This is a genomic window from Mycobacterium sp. 48b (assembly GCF_048282725.1).
In the GTDB taxonomy this organism is placed as follows: domain Bacteria; phylum Actinomycetota; class Actinomycetes; order Mycobacteriales; family Mycobacteriaceae; genus Mycobacterium.
In genome coordinates this window covers 5,093,100-5,112,836 of sequence record NZ_JBLVUL010000001.1, presented here as the reverse complement: position 1 = coordinate 5,112,836, position 19,737 = coordinate 5,093,100, and the positions used below count along the sequence as shown (strand labels likewise).

The following is a 19,737-nucleotide window of genomic DNA, read 5'->3' as shown; positions in this document are numbered from 1 at the left end:
TGTCGGCTGCGCGCTACCCGCGGTGTGTCGGGGGTGTGACAAAGACATGTCGGACAGTGGCCCTATTCTCCTCACATGAGGCCTGGATTCGGCTTCGGCATAGCCCGTGACGAGCTGATTCGCGACTTCGGCGCGGAGTCGACCGTGCGTGGTGAGCGGTATGCCGCCGAGGGGCGGATCCGTGACGTCGAGTTCGACGACGACGAGCGGCTGCTGCGCGGACGGTGTGTGGGCTCGCATGGTCAGTTGTATGTCCTTGAGGTCGGACTGTCCCCGGGAAGTCGGGCGGTCGTCGAGTGGGCACTGTGTTCATGCCCCGTGGGGTCGTTCTGCAAACATGCGGTTGCCCTCGTGCTGACCGCCGCGCCGCCGGACCCGGCCCACTCGCCGGTGGAGCGTTGGCGCTACGTACTCGACAAGGTGCTCGACGAGGTCGCCGTGCCCGACGGCGGCGGCAAACCGATCGCGCTGGAATTCTCGGTGGGCGCCCCGACCCGCTACCGCCCGGGCACGGTGTTGATGCTGCGCCCCCTGAGCCTCGGCAAGCGCGGTACCTGGATCACCCGCGCGCTGACCTGGCGGCGCCTCGTGGACTACCCCGACGCCGGAGAGTTCGACCGTGACCAGTACCGGGCGGTGCGGACGCTGGTCGCGGAGATCGCGCGTCACACCCAGCCACACGGCGGCGAGGCGATGGTGCTCAACGGAATGCCGGCCACGCTGTGGTCCCGGCTGGAGGAGGTGCTGGACGCGGGTGTGACCGTTCTGGCCGACACCGCCGGTGGCATCCGTGCGGTCGAGCTGGTCAAGAACGTCCACCTCCGGTTGGACTTCGCGGCCGAGGGCCGCGGCGGGGCGGTGATGTCGGTGGCACTGATCGTCGACGGACAGGACAGCGACCCCGACGGCGTCGGACTGATCGGGATGCCTGCGCCGCACGGGATGTTCCAGGTTGTCGATTCGGTACTGCGGCTCGGGGCGTTCGACCCGGTGCCGGGGCGCACCATGGCCGAGTTGCTCGGTCACCGCGAGCAGGTACACATCCCGCCCGACATGGCGCGTCAACTCGCGGTCGACATCCTGCCGCGCCTGGCAGGCAGTGTGGACATGGAGGTCGCCGAGGGGCTGTTCGTCCCGCCGACCATCACGGGCCCGATGGCCACGCTGACGGTGAAGGCCGTCGACGGCGGCGCGCGGGTGTTCTGGAGTACGCGCTACCAGGTCAACGATCAGCACCACGACTTCGATCCGATGGCCGCGGCAGGGTTGGTCGGATACCGCGACGTCGCCGCCGAACAGGAACTGTGGCAGCGGGTGCTGCCCGCGCTGCAGGTGGTCGCGGCGGCCGCCCAGGACTGGAAACGCCAAGCGGCGCAGCATGTCAACCGCCGGATAACCGCGACGCTGGACACCGATTCCGTCCACGAGTTGCGGGCCATCGTCAACGCGGCGGGCGTCCTGGACGCGGTTGCCGTGGCGTCGCAGCGCACGCTGCTGGGCGGGGTGAGTCTCTCCCTGGTGGAGGCTGCGGTGCTGTGCGATCAGACCCTGCCGCAGCTGGACTGCTTCTCGGATCTGACGATCGACGCCGCTGACCGGTACCGGGCTGCCGGCGCTGATCCGGTGCTGTCGTTCTCCGGGGACAGCTCGGTGCCCGGTGACTGGTTCAACCTGAACATCACGGTGAGTGTCGACGGCGAGACGGTCGCACTGCCCGAGGTGATCCGCGAATTGTCCTCTGGTGCAACGCATATGCTGCTGCCATCGGGCATGTACTTCCGCCTTGACACGCCCGAGCTGGTCCGGTTCAGAGCCTTGCTCGACGAAGCTCGGGCGCTCGGCGAGATCGACGGGGAACGGGTCAATGCCGCGTCGATGAACATCACCCTGTGGGACGAACTCCTCGAGCTCGGCATCGTCGACGCGCAGCTCGCCCGGTGGCGGGCCAATCTGGCCCGTCTGGCCGCCGCACGGCCTCCCGTGCCCGTCGACCCTCCGGCCGGCCTCGACGCGGAACTGCGCGACTACCAGCGTGATGGGCTGGACTGGCTTTCTTTCCTGTGGGACAACGGGATCGGCGGGGTACTCGCAGATGACATGGGCCTCGGGAAGACGGTACAGACGCTGGCGCTCATCGCCCGTGCCGTGGCCGGCGGCGCGGGCAAGTTTCTGGTGGTCGCGCCGACCAGCGTGGCGCGCAACTGGGTTGCCGAATGCCGCAAGTTCACCCCTGGACTGAACGCGGTGGTGGTGACCTCGACCAATGCCCGGGCAGCCGCCGGACTGGCCGAACAGGTGGCCGCGGCGGACATCGTCGTCACGTCCTACACGCTGCTGCGCATGGATGTCGCCGCGTACTCGCAAATCCAGTGGGCCGGGATGGTTCTCGACGAAGCACAGTTCGTCAAGAACCATCACAGCAAGACCCATCAGGCCGCGCGTCTGCTCGACGTTCCGTTCAAGTTGGCCATCACCGGCACCCCGATGGAGAACAACCTGATGGAGTTGTGGTCGCTGCTGTCGATCACGGTGCCCGGGTTGTTCCCCTCGCCCAAGGTGTTCGAGACGTATTTCCGCAAGCCGATCGAATCAGGCCAGGCCGACGACCTGCTCCCGGTGCTGCGCAGGCGGATCAAGCCGGTGCTGTTGCGGCGCACGAAAAGTCAGGTGGTCAGCGAGCTGCCGCCGAAGAGCGAACAGGTGCTCACCATCGGCCTCGGCGCCAAACATCGCAAGATCTACGACACGCGGCTGGCCCGGGAACGGCAGAAGGTGCTGGGACTGCTGGGGGACTGGGAGAAGAACCGGTTCCAGATCTTCCGGTCGCTGACCCTGCTGCGGCAACTCAGTCTGCACCCGGGTTTGGTCGACGACTCCGCACGCTCGGTGGGATCGGCCAAGATCGACTTCCTCGTCGAACAGCTCGACCAGCTGGTCGCCGAGGGGCACAGCGCGCTGGTGTTCAGCCAGTTCACCGGGTTCCTCGCCATCGTGCGGGCCCACCTGGATTCCGCGGGTGTCGCCTACAGCTACCTCGACGGTTCGGTGGACTCCGACGGAAGGGCCAGAGCCATCGAGGAATTCGGCGCCGGAACCAAGCAGGTGTTCCTGATCAGCCTGAAAGCGGGTGGATTCGGGCTCAACCTCACCGCCGCCGACTACTGCTTCCTGTGCGACCCGTGGTGGAGTCAGGCCGCGGAGGCTCAGGCCGTCGACCGGGCCCACCGCATCGGGCAGACCCGGCCGGTCAGCGTCTATCGGCTGGTCGCAGAGAACACCATCGAGGAGAAGGTGGTCGCATTGCAGGACCGCAAACGGGCCCTTTTCGCCGCGGTGGTCGACGACGGAGATCTGTTCGGCTCGACCATCTCCGCCTCCGATATCCGCGAACTGCTCGGCTGATCAGCCCGGCAGTTCGGCGGCCGGGGCGTCCACCTGCTTGATCGGTCCGGTGAACCAGTGCTTCACCGAGACGTGCCAGTAGATGAACAGCAGCACCAGTACGCCACCGACCAGCAGCGGGGTGTAGTTCACGAACTTCCACTGGAAGCTCGGATCCCACGGCATGCCGCCCAGCGAGGTCGGGAACATCGCGATGACCGAGGTGACGATGATCTCGACGATCGCCACCGGCGCCATCCACCTGTACTTGTTTCCGACGTTCCACCGGCCTTGCTCGAACGAGTCGCCTGCCTTCCACCGGAAGTAGATCGGCACCGCGAAGCACAGGTAGAGCCCGACCACGCCGATCGAGACGACGGCATAGAACGCGACCGGTGAGGGCACTTCCACTCCGTTGACCGGAATCTTCACCGGCACGATGGCGGGCAGCGTGATGATGGCGGCGATCACCGCGGTGATGATGACGGCGTTGGCGGGCACGCGGGTCGCGCTGACCTTCGACCACAGCTGGTGTCCCGGGACCGCGCGGTCGCGGCTGAATGCGAACAGCATGCGCGACGCGCTGGTCTGGCAGGCGGTGGTGCAGAAGAGCTGACCCGCGGTGGCGATCAGCAGCACGATGCCGGCCCACTTCGATCCCAGTGCCTGGGTGAAGATCGTCGCCACCGCTCCACCGTTGGCCGACACCTCGTCGGAGTTCTGCACGGCGAACAGGAACGACAGCAACAGGATCCAGCCGCCGATCGCCGAGTAGAAGATCGACTGCCAGATCCCCTTCGCGGCGGCATTGGCCGCACTCTTGGTCTCTTCGGACAGATGCGCCGATGCGTCATATCCGGTGATCGTGTACTGGGTCAGGATGGCCGAGATGGGTAATACGAAAAGCAGGAATCCCCATCCGGATGTGGAGCCGGAGAAGATCCCGGAGTTGTTGATGGTCTTGGCGAAAACGTCGGAGACGCTGGCGTGTTGGTCCGGGAGCAGCCACAGGATGGCGATCACCGCGGTGGCGCCCGCGACATGCCACCACACCGAGATGTTGTTGATGACGGCCAGCAGGTGTGACGAGAAGATGTTGATGACCGCCGAGAGCGCCAGAATGATCAGGAACATGATGAACACCCGGGTCAGGCTGTAGTCGGCGAGCCAACTCTCACTGAAAGTGCCCAGGGTGAGGTCGAGGAATGTCGCGCTGCCGTAGGACACCGAGGCCAAGATCGCGATCAGGCCGATCAGGTTGAGCCAGCCGGTGTAGAAGCCGGCCTTCGGGCCGCCGAGTTTGGAAGCCCACCAATAGATTCCGCCGGAGGTGGGATAGGCGGAGACGAGTTCGGCCAGGCAGAATCCGATGATCAGGATGAAGACCGAGACGATCGGCCAGCCCCAGGCGATGGCTGCCGGGCCGCCGTTGTTCCAGCCCAGACCGAACGAGGTGAAGCAGCCGGCCAGGATCGAGATGATGGAGAACGAGATCGCGAAGTTGGAGAATCCCGACCAGGACCGCTGCAGTTCCTGGACGTAACCGAGCTTGGCAAGATGTTGTTCGTCGTCGGTGAGGTGTTCGGTGAGTTCTTCGTGCCCCTCGGGCATGGCGGCTCCTCGTGTGCAGGGCGTGGGCGGTCTGCACACGGACAATAGAGCGTTATTGGTCTGCTGTCCTACCTTTCGAGCGTGACAATCATGCTGAATCGGGGCACGATCATGACGTTATCGGTGAGGCAATGGTCGGCTCGACGTCAGGTTGGCCACCGAGTCCCACACGGGCAGGAGGGTGCGCAATGAGCCAGAACCCCGGCATGCTGGCACGGGCCGACCTGGAGCAAATGGTGGCGGCGGGAGAGATCGACACCGTCGTCGTCGCCTTCTGCGACATGCAGGGCCGGCTGACGGGCAAGCGGGTTTCGGGACGGTTGTTCGTCGAGGAGGTCGCCGCGCACGGCGCCGAGTGTTGTAACTACCTGCTCGCAGTCGATGTCGACATGAACACCGTCGGTGGCTACTCGATGTCGAGCTGGGACACCGGGTACGGCGACATGGTGATGACCGCCGACTTCAGCACCTTGCGCTTGATCCCGTGGCTGCCCGGCACCGCGCTGGTGATGGCAGACCTGTCGTGGCTCGACGGCAGCCCGGTCGAGCAGGCGCCGCGCAGCATTCTCAACCGGCAGATCGACCGGCTGACCGAGCGGAAGCTGGTCCCCTACGTCGGGACCGAGCTCGAATTCATGGTGTTCGACAACACCTTTCGTGAGGCCTGGGCTGCCGGCTACCGCAACCTGACACCGGCCACCGACTACAACGTCGACTACGCCATGATGGCTTCCACCCGGATGGAGCCATTGCTGCGCGACATCCGCCTCGGTATGGAGGGTGCGGGACTGTACTGCGAGGGCGTCAAGGGGGAGTGCAACCTGGGTCAGCAGGAGATCGCGTTCCGCTACGACCACGCCCGCAGCACGTGCGACAACCACACCATCTACAAGAACGGTGCCAAGGAGATCGCGGACCAGCACGGCAAGAGCCTGACGTTCATGGCGAAATTCGATGAACGCGAGGGCAACAGCTGTCACATTCACATCTCGCTGCGCGGCGAGGACGGGTCACCGGTCTTCGCCGACGAGACCGGCCCGCACGGGATGTCGCCCATGTTTCGCAGCTTCATCGCAGGCCAACTGGCCACGCTGCGTGAGCTGACATTGTTCTACGCACCGAACATCAACTCCTACAAGAGGTTTGCCGACGGCAGCTTCGCGCCCACGGCTATCGCCTGGGGGATGGACAACCGCACCTGTGCGCTGCGCGTGGTGGGTCATGGGGCGGGCATGCGGGTGGAATGCCGGGCGCCGGGAGGCGACGTCAACCAGTACCTGGCCGTGTCGGCCCTGATCGCCGGTGGCCTGTACGGCATCGATCACGAGATGGAACTGCCCGACGCGCTGCCGGGCAACGCCTATGCCAGCGAGGCGCAGCGGTTGCCCACCACCCTGGCCGAGGCGGCCGAGTTGTTCGCGAAGTCCGAGGTGGCACGCGCGGCATTCGGGGACGACGTTGTCGAGCATTACCTGAACAACGCGCGGATCGAATTGGCAGCCTTCAATTCCGCGGTGACGGACTGGGAGAGGGTGCGCGGTTTTGAGCGGCTCTGATTCCTCCGGTGCGGGCGTCCGGGTCGGGCCCGTGATCGGCATGACGACGTATCTGCAGCAGGCGCAGACGGGGGTCTGGGATGTGCGGGCCAGCTTCCTGCCGCAGGTCTACTTTGAAGGCATCACCCGGGCCGGTGGGACGGCAGTGCTGCTGCCGCCCCAAGCGGTGGACCGCGACATCGCCAACCGGGTGCTCGACCGCCTCGACGGTCTGGTGATCACCGGCGGCCCGGACGTCGACCCGGCCCGCTACGGACAACAGCCGCATCCGGCCACCAATGAACCGGACACCGGGCGTGACGCCTGGGAATTCGCTCTGCTGGAAAGTGCCCTGCAGCGGGGCATTCCGGTGTTGGGCGTGTGTCGTGGGGCGCAGGTGCTCAACGCCGCGCTCGGTGGCACGCTGCACCAGCATCTGCCCGATGTCATCGGGAGCACCCATCACCAGAAGGGCAATGCGGTGTTCGGCACCTCGACGGTACGTACCGTGCCGAACACCCGGCTGTCGGCTCTGATCGGCGAGTCCTCCGATGCGCAGTGCTATCACCATCAGGCCATCGACCTACTGGGCGAGGGCCTGGTGGTCAGCGCCCGGGATGCCGACGGGGTGATCGAGGCCGTCGAGCTACCCGGCGACGTGTTCGTACTGGGCGTGCAATGGCATCCGGAGGAGACTCTCGATGACCTGAGGCTGTTCGCCGCCCTGGTCGATGCGGCCGGAACCTATGCAACAGAAAGGATCTCATGACATCCAGCCAGGTCATCAATCCGGCCACCGAGGAGCTGCTGACCACCGTCGACCTCCTCGACGTGTCCGCCGTCGATGACGCGGTGGCGCGTGCCGCCGAGGCGCAGCGGGCATGGGCCCGGCTGGCGCCGGCCGAGCGGGCGGCAGGCTTGCGCGCGTTCGCCGCCGCGGTCGACTCCCACGTCGACGAGCTGGCGGCTCTAGAGGTCGCCAATTCGGGGCATCCGATCGGGCAGGCCGAATGGGAGGCGGGCCACGTCCGGGATGTGCTGCAGTTCTACTCGGCGACTCCGGAACGGTTGAACGGCAAGCAGATCCCGGTTGCCGGCGGCCTGGACGTCACGTTCAACGAACCGCTGGGTGTCGTCGGCATCATCACGCCGTGGAACTTCCCGATGACCATCGCCGCGTGGGGCTTCGCCCCGGCTCTGGCCGCAGGCAACGCGGTGGTGCTCAAGCCCGCCGAGTGGACCCCGCTGACCACGATCAGGCTCGGTGAACTCGCCGTCGAATCGGGTTTGCCGGCAGGGCTTTTCCAGGTGCTGCCCGGCAAGGGCTCGGTGGTCGGGGAACGGTTCGTCACCCACCCCGGCGTGCGCAAGGTGGTGTTCACCGGATCCACCGAGGTGGGGATGCGCGTGATGGCCGGGGCGGCGGCCCAGGTCAAGCGGGTGACCCTGGAATTGGGTGGCAAGAGCGCGAACATCGTGTTCGACGACTGCGATCTGGAGAAGGCCGCGGCCACCGCGCCGTACGGGGTGTTCGACAACGCCGGACAGGACTGCTGCGCGCGTAGCCGGATCCTGGTGCAGCGCAAGGTCTACGACCGCTTCATGGAGCTGCTGGAACCGGCGGTCAAGGGCGTCGCGGTGGGAGACCCCACCGTCCGCGGCACCGAGATGGGGCCGTTGGTATCACGCCCGCACTGGGAGTCGGTGTCGTCCTACGTCCCCGACGATGCCCCGGTGGCATTCCGCGGTTCGGCACCGGACGGTCCCGGGTTCTGGTTCCCACCAACGGTGTTGACGCCGCAGCGCGCCGACCGCACCGTGACCGAGGAGATCTTCGGTCCGGTGGTGACGGTGCTGCCGTTCGAGGACGAGGCCGATGCGATTGCGCTGGCCAACGACACGCCCTACGGCTTGTCGGGCTCGATCTGGACCGATGACCTCTCGCGCGCGGTTCGGGTGTCGCGGGCGGTCGAATCGGGCAATCTCAGCGTCAATTCACACTCGTCGGTGCGTTACAACACGCCGTTCGGCGGGTTCAAGCAGTCCGGCCTGGGGCGCGAACTCGGGCCCGACGCACCACTGTCTTTCACCGAAACCAAGAATGTCTTCTTCGCAGTAGAGGAGTTGTAGATGGATCTGACCCAACGCCTGGCGGGCAAGGTGGCCGTCATCACCGGTGGCGCGAGCGGCATCGGCCTGGCCACCGGACGGCGGCTGCGCGCGGAGGGCGCCACGATCGTGGTGGGTGACATCGACCCGGCGACGGGCGAGGCCGCCGCCGAGGAACTCGACGGACTGTTCGTCGGCGTCGATGTGGCCGACCAGGATGCCGTCGATCATCTCTTCGACACTGCGGCGGCGACATTCGGTTCGGTCGACATCGCCTTCAACAACGCCGGGATCTCGCCGCCCGACGACGACCTGATCGAGACCACCGAACTGCCGGCCTGGCAGCGGGTCCAGGACGTCAACCTGAAATCGGTGTACCTGTCCTGCCGGGCCGCCCTTCGGCACATGGTGCCCGCGGGCAAGGGATCGATCATCAACACCGCCTCGTTCGTCGCGGTGATGGGTTCGGCCACCTCCCAGATCTCCTACACCGCATCCAAGGGTGGAGTGCTGGCGATGTCCCGCGAACTCGGGGTGCAGTACGCGCGGCAGGGGATCCGGGTCAACGCCTTGTGCCCCGGCCCGGTGAACACGCCGCTGCTGCAGGAATTGTTCGCCAAGGATCCCGAGCGTGCGGCCCGGCGGCTGGTGCACATACCGCTGGGCCGGTTCGCCGAGCCCGAGGAGTTGGCCGCGGCGGTGGCGTTCCTGGCCAGTGACGACTCGTCGTTCATCACGGGCTCCACGTTCCTGGTGGACGGCGGCATCAGCTCGGCCTACGTCACGCCGCTGTGACACGCTGGTAGCTCACCATGACAGCCGAACCGGACCCGCAGCCCGCCGCGGCGGCAGGTGCCCTGCTGCGTCCGGTCCGGCTGGGCAACGCCTTCGAGGACACCGTCGGCCGGCTGCTGGAGACGATCCGGCTGGGCGTGCTGGGTCCGGGGGAGTCGTTGCCGCCCGAGCGTGAGCTGGCCGCCCGCCTCGGGGTCAGCCGCGACACGGTCCGGGAGGCGATCAAATCGCTGGCCGACGCCGGCTACCTGGTGTCCAAGCGGGGGCGGTACGGCGGCACCTTCCTGGCGCAAGAGCTTCCCCGGCACACCGCCGACGGCCCGAGGCCGACGCGCGAGGAGATCGATGACGCGTTGCGGTTGCGCGAGATCCTCGAGGTCGGAGCGGCGCGGATGGCGGCCGGGCGTACCCTGAGCGCGGCCGAGCGCGATGGCCTCTGGTCGCGGCTGGCCGATGTCCGCGCCGCCGAACCTGACGATTACCGCCGGTTGGATTCGCGGTTGCACCTGGCCATCGCGGAGGCGGCGGGGTCCCCGTCACTGGTGCCGCTGATCGCCGAGAACCGCATGCGGCTCAACGCCCTGCTGGATCAGATCCCGTTGCTGCCGCGCAACATCGCGCACTCCGACGAGCAACACGAAGCGATCGTCATGGCGATCCTGGCCGGTGACGGTGAACGGGCCGCGGAGGCCATGCTGGCCCACGTCGGGGGATCTTCGGCCTTGCTGCACGGCTTTCTGGATTAGATTCGTACCGTGGTCCAGCACGGCAAAGAGGTCCAGGTCGAGCGCGCGTCATCGGCCCTGGCCGATGTCGACACCTCAGGGTGGGCGCAGCGTTTCGATCTGCTGTCCGACCCGCACCGACTGGAGATCCTGCTCGGCCTGCACCGGGCGCCCGGTATCTGTGTCGGCGATCTGGCCACCGCCCTGGGTCGTTCGGAGAACGCGGTGTCCCAGGCGTTGCGGGTGCTTCGGGACCAGGGTTGGGTCACCTCGACCCGGGTCGGCCGCACGGTGAATTACCGCCTCGACGACGAGACGGTGCACGACCTGCTGCATTGGATCGGGGCACGGCACGGCTGAAACCGTGTTCATCTGTTCATCTGGACAGATATCTGGTGCCGTCCTAGGCTCGACAAATGACCATTGGCGCGGTTCCCGAGGTGACGACGACGAAGCCGCGGCCCTTCGACCGCGCCGATTGGACGTCGATCGCGAGGGTCGCCGCGGTCGTGCTGTTGTTGCACGTATTCGGTTGGGGCGTGCTGATTTTCGGGGTCGCGCCGCAACACATCACGTTGGGGTCGGCCGGTGTGTTCGGGGTCGGGCTCGGGGTCACCGCCTACCTGTTGGGCGTGCGGCACGCCTTCGATGCCGACCACATCGCCGTCATCGACAACACCACCCGAAAGCTCGTCGGTGAGGGCACCCGGTCGCTCTCGGCCGGATTCTGGTTCTCGCTGGGGCATTCCAGCGTGGTGTTCGGACTCGCCCTGCTGTTGGCGTTCGGAGTCCATGCACTGGCCGGACCGGTGCAGAACGAGGATTCGCCGATGCTGCAGACCCTCGGGCTGGTGGGGTCGGTGGTGGCCGGGACGTTCCTCATCCTGATCGGCCTGACGAATCTGTTCGCCGCTGTCGGGATCGCCAAGACCTTCCGCGCCATGCGTAGCGGAAACTTCGACGAGGCCGAGCTCGAACGTCAACTTCAACAGCGGGGCTTTTTGGCCCGTCTGCTCGGCCGGTTCATGCGACGGGTGAGCAAGCCGTGGCACCTGTACCCGGTCGGCTTTCTGATGGGCCTGGGCTTCGACACCGCAACCCAGGTGGCACTGCTGGTGCTGGCGGCGGGTGCGGCAGCGTTCACCTTGCCCTGGTACGCCATCCTCGTGCTGCCGGTGCTCTTCGCGGCAGGGATGAGCCTGTTCGACAGCGTGGACGGAATCTTCATGTCGCGGGCCTACGGCTGGGCGTTCCTGCAGCCGGTCCGCAAGGTCTATTACAACCTGACGGTCACCGTGTTGTCGGTGATCGTGGCGCTGGTGATCGGCGTCATCGTTCTGGCCGGTCTGCTGGTCGAGCGCCTCGGCATCACCACGGGCCCGCTGGCATTCATCGGTTCGGCCGACCTCGAGTTCGTCGGGTTCGCGATCGTCGGTCTCTTTGTATTGAGCTGGATTGTGGCCCTGGGGATCTGGCGGTTCGGCCGGATCGAGGAGCGTTGGGCCGCGCGGGCCTAGTCGGTCAGGCCCAGCAGCGCGTTCTCGATCACCTCGGGTAGCGCCGGATGAATCCAGTACTGGCCCCGGGCAACTTCATGGGCGGTCTGGCCGAAGCTCATCGCCTGGATCAGCGGCTGGATGATCGAAGACGCCTGATGGCCCATGATGTGGGCGCCCAGGATCTTGCCGGTGGCCCGATCGCCGATCAGTTTGGCGATGCCGGTGGTGTCTTCCATCGCCCAGCCGTATGCGGTGTCGCCGTAGGCCTGGATCTTGGTGACGACGTCACATCCCTCGTCGCGGGCCTGCTCCTCGGTCAACCCGACCGTGGCGATCTGCGGGTCCGTGAACACCGCCGAAGGCACGAACCGGTGATCGCTGCGCACCATCGCGCCGGTGTCATCCCAGTCGCGCAGCAGGTTCTCCTTGACGACCCGGGACTCGTGGTTGGCCACATGCTTGAGCTGGTACTCCGAGGACACGTCGCCGAGCGCGAAAACGCCACGTGCCGTTGTCCGTTGGTATTCGTCGACGATGACCAGACCGTCCTCGTCGATTTCCACTCCGGCGAGCTCGGCGTCGAGCAGATCGCCGTTGGGGACCCGGCCCGTGGCCACCAGCAGCATGTCGGCGGGCAGCGTCTTGCCGTCGTCGAGTTCCAGAACGATCTGGTCGCCCTCGTGACGTGAGCCGATCACGTTCTCATGGGTCCGCACGTCCCACTTCTCGGCGGCCAGCGCGCTGAACTCCCGGCAGATCGTCTCGTCGCAATGGCTGAGGAGGCAGTCACCGCGGACCACGATGGTGACTCGCACACCCAACGCCGAGAACACATGGGCGAACTCGGCAGAGACGAACCCGCCGCCGACGATCACCAGGTGTTCGGGCAGCTCGGGGATACGCATGACGTCATCGCTGGTGTAGTACGTGACGCCGCAGTCCAGGATGGCCGGCGGCACGTAGGCGCGTGATCCGGCCGCGATCACCACCTGGTCGCTGCTGAATTCGTCGCCGGCTTCGGTGCGCAGCGTGTAGCGGCCGTCGGCGGTCTTGCGTCCGAACCGGGTATGGCTGGCGTACACCGTGATGTTCGGGTCGTTGCGGCGATAGTCCTCGCCGCCGGCGGCGATCGGGTCGATGCGGCCGAACACCCGCGCGACGATGTCGGGCCAGCGCACCTTGTCGATGTGCGAATCGATGCCGTACCGGGCGGATTCGGCGACGGTGTTCGCGACCTCGGCGGCGTAGACGAACATCTTGGTCGGGATGCAGCCGACGTTCAGGCAGGTGCCGCCGAACGTGCCCTGCTCGCAGATCGCGACTTTCTTGCCGGCGTAACGCTCGTCGAGAATGCTGTTGCCCGAGCCGGTGCCGATGATCGTCAGGTCGTAGTGCTCCATGTGCGCTCCCTATCCGGAAGATGTTGTGCTCGGCCGGGTTTGCAGGCTGAGGTAGTAGTCCAGCCAGCGGTCGAGCTCGCGATAGGCCGCTGCCCGGGCGTCGGCCATCGAGAGGAAGACGTCGTGTTTGGCGTCGGTGATCGGAGCCACCGTGGTGTGGTTACCCACGCAACCGGACCACCGCGCGATCTGACTGACATCGAGCACCGCATCACCGCGCTGCATCGCCGCCGGATCGGCGGCTTCGGTGACACTGCGGTCAGATCGGAGGATCAGGTTGGGCACGCCGACGTCCAGGCCGCGGTGCAGGCGGGCCTGTCCGCGACGGATGGCGTTGATCCATCCGAGCGTGACGGGAAAGCCCCCCAACGGTTTCCACTCCAGGTTGTAGTCGAATTCCCCACCGTAGTCACGGTGCAGCGTGGTGCCGTAGCCGCCCTCCGTGGGCTTGCGGATCACCGAGAGCTTGCGCAGCCGGGCCAGCGCGATCAAGGCGGCCGACGTGGGAGCGGTGCGCAGGATCGCCGGTCCGTGCAGGTCGAAGAAGGGGCTGTTGAGCACCAGTCCGCCGACATTGTGGCCGGCGAGTCGGCCGCTCCGGCGCAGCCGGTCGGCGAACAACGTCAGGATCAGGCCGCCCGCCGAGTGCCCGTACAGGCACACCGTGGCGTTGCCGGTGTCGGCGGCGATGGCTGTCAGGGCCCGCTCGAGTTCGGTGTCGTAACGCGCCAGATCGGTGGTGAAGTGCGGGGTCTGCCCGTCGTGGCGGGAGCGACCGCACTTGGGCAGGTCCAGCGCGTAGAACGAGAACCCGCGCTCGGCGAATCGATCGGCGACTTCGGTGTGGAAGAAGTAGTCGGTGTAGCCGTGCAACGCCAGCACGGCGTGGCCCGGTCCGTCCTGCCCGTCTGGCGCAGTGCCGCCCGGACCCCGGCGTACCAGCGTGGCGACCAGGTCGCCTTCGCCGTCGGGATCGGGTCCTGCATCGATGGTCTGCTGCCAGAACCCCGGCAATACATCCGGCTCCCAGGCGGGCTCCCGTGACGTCACGGTTCCACCCTAGCCGCGCACCGAAAGTCAGAGCCGCAACGATGCCAGGAATTCGATGGTCTTCGTCACGGTCGCGGCGCCGTCGGACGACGGAACCTCCTTGGGCGAGGCGACGAATTCGGTGACCCCGATGTCGGCGAACCGGCGCAGCTGCTTTTCCACCGCAGCCTCGTCGCCCACGACGCAGACCTCACCGATACCTGCCGCGCCTTCCTTGTCCAGCACTGCGCGATAGGCCGGCGCCTGCCCCGCGATGTCGAATGCTGCCGCCAGCGCATCGCGAGCGGGGCGGGGGTCGTCGGTGAGCACCACGGGCAGTCCGGCGATCACCTGGGGGGTGGGCCGGCCCGCGCGGGCCGCAGCCCGGCTCAGCCGCGGAATGATGTGCTCCTCCAAGGCTTTCGGTCCGGCCCAGCTGGTGATCGTGCCATCGGTGAGTTCACCCGCCAGGTCGAGCATCTGCGGCCCGAGCGCTGCGGTGACGACCGCCGGTGCCGGCGCGCCCGGAATGGTCACCTGCCCGGTGGTGGTGATCCGGGGTCCGTGGTGCTCGACGGGCTCTCCGGCCAGCGCCGGGATGAGTACCTCCAGATACTCGCGCAGGTATGCCGCGGGCCGCTCGTAGGAGTAACCCAATGCTTCGACCATGAACGGGTGGCTGACGCCGATACCGAGGGTCAGGCGGCCGCCTGCGGCGGCGTTGGTGGTCAGTGCCTGACGGGCCAGTGCCAGCGGATGCTGCGTGTAGGCGACGACGACTCCGGTTCCCAGCCCGATGCGGCTGGTGCGGCCGGCGGCGACGGCCAAGGCGGTGAGCACATCCCACGACGCCATCCCGGCCATCGGCGGCAGTTGCGGCATCCATGCCCGGTGAAAGCCGGATCGATCGGCGGCGATCACGGGTTCGATGACGGCGTCGAGGCCGTGCGGGGTGGGGCCCGGATCAGGGACGGACATGACAGAAAGACGCATGCGCTGCTCCCGGAGATAGAATGCGGAGACTCTCTCCGGTAAATATATGGAGACCGTCTCCGTTTGTCGAGGCGAGTCGAGAGGAGCGGTGACCATGACGGGCCCGAACCCCAGCCCGCGCCCGTTGCGTGCCGATGCCGCCCGCAACCGGCAGGCGCTGCTGACCGCCGCCGCCGACGCGTTCGCCCGGCACGGTGTCTCGGCGTCACTCGATGACGTAGCCCGCGCGGCAGGGGTGGGCCCGGGCACGCTGTACCGGCATTTCCCGACTCGCGATCAGTTGGTGCGCGCGGTCATCGACGACGGACTGTGGGCCCTGCGCGACCACGCGGAGTCACTGCTGGACGCCGCCGATCCCGTTGCCGCCCTGACGGAGTGGCTCGATGCCTACATCAGGCAGGGCAACGTCTACGACGGGCTGGCCCGCACCCTGGTCGATGTCGCACCCGACGGTGAAGAGGTGCAGGGTTGCCGGGCCGCGCGCCAGGCCGGGGCGCAGTTGATCGCCCGGGCGGTGGCATCCGGAGCGATCCGTTCCGATGTCGGCGTCGACGACATCCTGGACCTGGCCGCCGGGATCGCCTGGGTCGGCCAGCAACCCGATCGGGACGGGAACCAGCGCATCCGGCTGGTCCGGCTGCTCATCGACGGGCTGCAGGTGACGGATAGCACTACCATGCCTGGCCAACTGGGATTCGTCGCGCGATAACCTTGGCATAACAGAAAGCCGTCGACGTCGACGGGCCGCGCAATACGAAGGACGAGCGATCAGGGTGTCTGAGGCAAACGTGGGTACGACCGAGAAGACTGACGTCGTGCTGGTTGGGGCCGGCATCATGAGCGCAACCCTCGGCGCTCTGATCCGGCTGCTGGAGCCGGACTGGTCCATCACCATGATCGAGCGGCTCGACGGCGCTGCCGCGGAGAGCAGTGATCCGTGGAACAACGCGGGCACCGGACACTCGGCGCTGTGTGAGCTCAACTACACCCCCGAGCTGTCCGATGGCTCCATCGACACCTCCAAGGCCATCAACGTCAACGAGCAGTTCCAGGTGTCGCGGCAGTTCTGGGCCTACGCGGCGGAGAACGGCGTGCTGCCCGACGTGCGCGGCTTCCTCAACCCGATCCCGCACGTCAGCTTCGTGCACGGCGCGAACAACGTCGATTACCTCAAGCGTCGGCACGAGGCCCTGGTCGGCAATCCGCTGTTCGCCTCGATGGAGTTCATCGACGACAAGGACGAATTCGCCCGCCGGCTGCCGTTCATGGCCGCCAAGCGGGACTTCTCCGATCCGGTCGGGTTGAACTGGTCGCAGCACGGCACCGACGTCGACTTCGGCGCGCTGTCGCGTCAGCTGATCGGCTACACCGCACAGCGCGGGATGAACACCCTGTTCGGCCACGAGGTCCGCAACCTGAACAAGGAATCGGACGGCAGCTGGACGGTCAAGGTGACCAACCGCCGCACCGGCCTCAAGCGCAAGTTCAATGCCAAGTTCGTGTTCGTCGGCGCCGGCGGCGGCGCGCTGCCCCTGCTGCAGAAGTCGGGCATCCCGGAGGCCAAGGGCTTCGGTGGCTTCCCGGTGGGCGGTGCGTTCCTGCGGACCAACAACCAGAAGCTGACCGCGGGCCATCAGGCCAAGGTGTACGGACTCCCGCCGCTGGGTGCCCCGCCGATGTCGGTGCCGCACCTGGACACCCGCGTGATCAACGGCAAGTCCTGGTTGCTGTTCGGCCCGTTCGCGGGCTGGACGCCGAAATTCCTCAAGCAGGGCAAGTTCACCGACCTGCCGTTCTCGGTCAAGCCGAACAACATCATGTCGATGCTCGGTGTCGGGCTCACCGAGATGGGCCTGGTCAACTACCTCGTCGGCCAGCTGCTGCTCAGTGAGGCCGCGCGGGTCGACACTCTGCGGGAATTCGCGCCCAGCGCAGTCGATTCCGATTGGGAGTTGGACATCGCCGGTCAGCGTGTTCAGGTGATCCGGCGTAAGGGTGCCGGTGGCGTGCTGGAGTTCGGTACCACCGTGCTCACGGCGGCCGACGGCAGCATCGCCGGTCTGCTCGGCGCCTCGCCGGGTGCGTCGACCGCGGTGCCGGCCATGCTCGACGTGCTGGAGCGCTGCTTCACCGATCGGTACCAGAGCTGGCTGCCCAAGCTCAAGGAGATGGTGCCGTCGCTCGGCACCAAGTTGTCCAACGAGCCCGGCCTGTTCGAGGAAGTCTGGGCGTGGGGGACCAAGGCGCTCCAACTGGACGTCCCTGCGACTGTGTGACAGGGGCGGGCGGATGACGGTCGCATTACGCCGCAGCTGGGCCAAGGATCTCGACGTACCAACCCTGTACGAGTTGCTCAAACTCCGTGTCGAGGTGTTCGTGGTGGAGCAGGCCACGCCCTACCCGGAGCTCGACGGCCGGGACCTGCTCGCCGAGACCCGCCACTTCTGGCTGGAAAGCCCTGACGGAGAAGTCATTTCGACGCTGCGCCTGATGGAGGAGCACCCCGGCGGTGAGAAGGCCTTCCGGATCGGCCGGGTGTGCACCAAACGTGCCGACCGGGGCCGCGGGCACACCACCAGGCTCGTCCAGGCGGCACTGGCAGAGGTCGGGGACTATCCGTGCCACATCAACGCCCAGACCTACCTGGTCGACATGTACGGCCGGCACGGGTTCGTCCGTGACGGCGACGAATTCCTTGACGACGGAATCCCGCATGTGCCGATGGTGCGGCCCGGAGCCGATGTGATGCGAGAGCGAGTCTGATGACCGTCGAGACCCACACCTACCCCTTCAGCGCACTCGTGGGGCAGGACCGGCTGCGGCTGGCCCTGCTGCTGTGCGCGGTCCACCCCGAGATCGGCGGCGTGCTGATCCGCGGCGAGAAGGGGACGGCGAAATCCACGGCGGTACGCGGTCTGGCCGCGGTGCTTTCCGCGGTCGACGACGAGGCCCGGCTGGTCGAGCTGCCGATCGGCGCGACCGAGGACCGGGTGGTCGGTTCACTGGATCTGCAGAAGGTGCTCCGCGACGGCGAGCACGCGTTCTCTCCGGGCCTGCTGGCCCGCGCCCACGGTGGTGTGCTCTACGTCGACGAGGTCAACCTGCTGCACGACCATCTGGTCGACGTGCTGCTCGATGCCGCTGCCATGGGTCGGGTACATGTTGAGCGCGAAGGGATCTCGCACTCGCACGAGTCCCGCTTCGTCCTGATCGGCACCATGAACCCCGAAGAAGGCGAGTTGCGTCCGCAGCTGCTGGACCGATTCGGGCTGACCGTGGACGTGGCCGCCTCGCGCGACGTCGACGTGCGCGTCGAGGTGATCCGGGCCAGGATGGCCTTCGAGGCCGACCCGCGGGCGTTCGTCGAGCGCCATGCCGAAGCCGACGCCGAATTGGCCGACCGTATTGTCGCGGCCCGGGCCGCGATCGGCTCCGTGGTGCTGCCCGACTCGGAACTGCGCCGGATCGCCGCGCTGTGCGCGGCATTCGACGTCGACGGGATGCGGGCCGATCTGGTGGTCGCGCGTACTGCCGTCGCCCATGCGGCCTGGCGGGGCGCCACCACCGTCGCCGAAGAGGACATCCGGGTCGCTGCCGAGCTGGCGCTGCCGCACCGGCGCCGTCGCGATCCGTTCGACGATCCGGGGCTGGACCCCGAGCGTCTCGAAGAGGCCATGCAGCAGGCGGGGGAGTCTGCCGAGCAAACGGAGCAGGATGCCGGGCCGTCCGACCCGGACTTCGATCCCGACTTCGACCCGCCCGGTGGCGGGGCCGATCCCGGTGCCGAAAGCACTGCACCGCAGGGCAGTTCGAAACCGTCCTCGACGCGCCAGAGCGCCCCACCCGCTGCGGTGTTCCGGACCAGGGCCCTGGTGGTGCCCGGGGTCGGCGAGGGTGCCCCCGGCCGCCGTTCACGGGCCCGCAACCGCACCGGCACGCCGATCGCGGCCACCTCGGAACCCGGCAGTGGGCACGGACTGCACATCTTCGCCACCCTGCTCGCCACCGCGGGCCGCCAACAGGGTGCCGGTGTGCCGAGACCGCGTCCCGAAGACGTCCGGCGCGCGGTCCGTGAAGGGCGCGAAGGCAATCTGGTGATCTTCGTCGTCGACGCCTCGGGGTCGATGGCCGCCCGCGACCGCATGTCGGCCGTCACCGGTGCGACGCTGTCGCTGCTGCGTGACGCCTACCAGCGTCGGGACAAGGTCGCGGTGATCACGTTCCGCAGGCAGGACGCCCGCGTATTGCTGCCACCCACCACCTCGGTGCACATCGCCGGCCGCCGGCTGGCCCGCTTCGACACCGGGGGCAAGACCCCGCTGGCCCAGGGCCTGCTGGCCGCCCGCGATCTCGTCGTCCGCGAGAAGGCCCGCGACCGTGCCCGGCGCTGCCTGGTGGTGGTGCTCACCGACGGCCGCGCCACCGGAGGCCCCGATCCGCTGGGCCGCACCCGGCAGGCCGCGGCCGCGCTGGTGGCCGAGGGGGCTGCCGCCGTGGTGGTCGATTGCGAAACATCGTTCGTGCGACTGGGATTGGCCGGGCAGCTGGCCGAGCAGCTGGGTTCGCCCGCGGTACGGCTCGAGCAGTTGCGAGCGGCCGAACTGACCCGGCTGGTCCAGCACCAGACCGCCGCCTAGCGCGGCCCGAGACTCTGCGCAGG

The 19,737-nt window shown here is 67.3% G+C and carries 16 protein-coding genes; 12 read left to right on the top strand and 4 right to left on the bottom strand.

Going from position 1 to position 19,737, the window contains the following annotated elements; genetic code table 11:
- Window positions 1–75 precede the first annotated feature (75 nt).
- Window positions 76–3,402 carry an SNF2-related protein gene (locus ACNQR1_RS24960; RefSeq protein ID WP_418048344.1) on the top strand — a complete coding sequence of 1,109 codons (3,327 nt, stop codon included), beginning with the start codon at window positions 76–78 and terminating at the stop codon, window positions 3,400–3,402.
- On the opposite strand, the gene ACNQR1_RS24955 is transcribed toward ACNQR1_RS24960, so the two are convergent.
- Window positions 3,403–4,992 carry an amino acid permease gene (locus ACNQR1_RS24955; RefSeq protein ID WP_418048343.1) on the bottom strand — a complete coding sequence of 530 codons (1,590 nt, stop codon included), beginning with the start codon at window positions 4,990–4,992 and terminating at the stop codon, window positions 3,403–3,405.
- A 188-nt stretch (window positions 4,993–5,180) separates the two neighbouring features.
- Here ACNQR1_RS24955 and ACNQR1_RS24950 point away from each other — a divergent pair, with 188 nt between their 5' ends.
- Genes ACNQR1_RS24950 through ACNQR1_RS24920 form a run of 7 tightly spaced genes read left to right on the top strand, consistent with a single transcriptional unit; the run spans window position 5,181 to window position 11,673 of the window.
- Window positions 5,181–6,548: a glutamine synthetase family protein gene (locus ACNQR1_RS24950; RefSeq protein ID WP_418048342.1), complete on the top strand. Its 1,368-nt coding sequence runs from the start codon at window positions 5,181–5,183 to the stop codon at window positions 6,546–6,548.
- Complete coding sequence (locus ACNQR1_RS24945; protein WP_418048341.1) at window positions 6,535–7,296, top strand: gamma-glutamyl-gamma-aminobutyrate hydrolase family protein; 762 nt, start codon at window positions 6,535–6,537, stop codon at window positions 7,294–7,296. The genes ACNQR1_RS24950 and ACNQR1_RS24945 overlap by 14 nt, the downstream gene beginning before the upstream one ends.
- Window positions 7,293–8,657: an aldehyde dehydrogenase family protein gene (locus tag ACNQR1_RS24940; protein ID WP_418048340.1), complete on the top strand. Its 1,365-nt coding sequence runs from the start codon at window positions 7,293–7,295 to the stop codon at window positions 8,655–8,657. Before ACNQR1_RS24945 ends, ACNQR1_RS24940 begins: the two co-directional genes overlap by 4 nt.
- Entirely contained in the window at window positions 8,658–9,431 is a 774-nt protein-coding gene (locus ACNQR1_RS24935) for a 3-oxoacyl-ACP reductase (RefSeq protein ID WP_418048339.1), read from the top strand.
- Between the two features lie 17 nt (window positions 9,432–9,448).
- On the top strand, window positions 9,449–10,177 hold the full coding sequence (locus ACNQR1_RS24930) for a FadR/GntR family transcriptional regulator (protein WP_418048338.1): 729 nt from the start codon (window positions 9,449–9,451) through the stop codon (window positions 10,175–10,177).
- Window positions 10,178–10,186: 9 nt separating this feature from the next.
- Window positions 10,187–10,516, top strand: coding sequence for an ArsR/SmtB family transcription factor (locus ACNQR1_RS24925; protein ID WP_418048337.1), 330 nt, complete (start codon window positions 10,187–10,189; stop codon window positions 10,514–10,516).
- 56 nt (window positions 10,517–10,572) lie between these two features.
- Entirely contained in the window at window positions 10,573–11,673 is a 1,101-nt protein-coding gene (locus ACNQR1_RS24920; protein WP_418048336.1) for a HoxN/HupN/NixA family nickel/cobalt transporter, read from the top strand.
- Here the strand turns inward: ACNQR1_RS24920 and mtr are convergent.
- The 3 genes from mtr to ACNQR1_RS24905 are packed head-to-tail and all read right to left on the bottom strand — an operon-like array spanning window position 11,670 to window position 15,077.
- Window positions 11,670–13,055, bottom strand: a complete 1,386-nt coding sequence (mtr, locus tag ACNQR1_RS24915) for a mycothione reductase (protein ID WP_418048335.1) — start codon at window positions 13,053–13,055, stop codon at window positions 11,670–11,672. The two genes, ACNQR1_RS24920 and mtr, sit on opposite strands and share 4 nt — an antisense overlap.
- Before the next feature lie 9 nt (window positions 13,056–13,064).
- On the bottom strand, window positions 13,065–14,105 hold the full coding sequence (locus tag ACNQR1_RS24910; RefSeq protein ID WP_418048334.1) for an alpha/beta hydrolase: 1,041 nt from the start codon (window positions 14,103–14,105) through the stop codon (window positions 13,065–13,067).
- A 27-nt stretch (window positions 14,106–14,132) separates the two neighbouring features.
- Window positions 14,133–15,077 carry a TIGR03564 family F420-dependent LLM class oxidoreductase gene (locus ACNQR1_RS24905; RefSeq protein ID WP_418048333.1) on the bottom strand — a complete coding sequence of 315 codons (945 nt, stop codon included), beginning with the start codon at window positions 15,075–15,077 and terminating at the stop codon, window positions 14,133–14,135.
- Window positions 15,078–15,171: 94 nt separating this feature from the next.
- Here ACNQR1_RS24905 and ACNQR1_RS24900 point away from each other — a divergent pair, with 94 nt between their 5' ends.
- The 4 genes from ACNQR1_RS24900 (at window position 15,172) to ACNQR1_RS24885 (ending at window position 19,714) form a co-directional block, all read left to right on the top strand.
- Window positions 15,172–15,786: a TetR/AcrR family transcriptional regulator gene (locus tag ACNQR1_RS24900; protein ID WP_418048332.1), complete on the top strand. Its 615-nt coding sequence runs from the start codon at window positions 15,172–15,174 to the stop codon at window positions 15,784–15,786.
- A gap of 127 nt (window positions 15,787–15,913) precedes the next feature.
- Window positions 15,914–17,353 carry a malate dehydrogenase (quinone) gene (mqo, locus tag ACNQR1_RS24895; protein ID WP_418050488.1) on the top strand — a complete coding sequence of 480 codons (1,440 nt, stop codon included), beginning with the start codon at window positions 15,914–15,916 and terminating at the stop codon, window positions 17,351–17,353.
- A 13-nt stretch (window positions 17,354–17,366) separates the two neighbouring features.
- On the top strand, window positions 17,367–17,840 hold the full coding sequence (locus ACNQR1_RS24890) for a GNAT family N-acetyltransferase (RefSeq protein ID WP_418048331.1): 474 nt from the start codon (window positions 17,367–17,369) through the stop codon (window positions 17,838–17,840).
- Window positions 17,840–19,714: a magnesium chelatase subunit D family protein gene (locus ACNQR1_RS24885; RefSeq protein ID WP_418048330.1), complete on the top strand. Its 1,875-nt coding sequence runs from the start codon at window positions 17,840–17,842 to the stop codon at window positions 19,712–19,714. Before ACNQR1_RS24890 ends, ACNQR1_RS24885 begins: the two co-directional genes overlap by 1 nt.
- The last annotated feature ends 23 nt before the right edge of the window (window positions 19,715–19,737 follow it).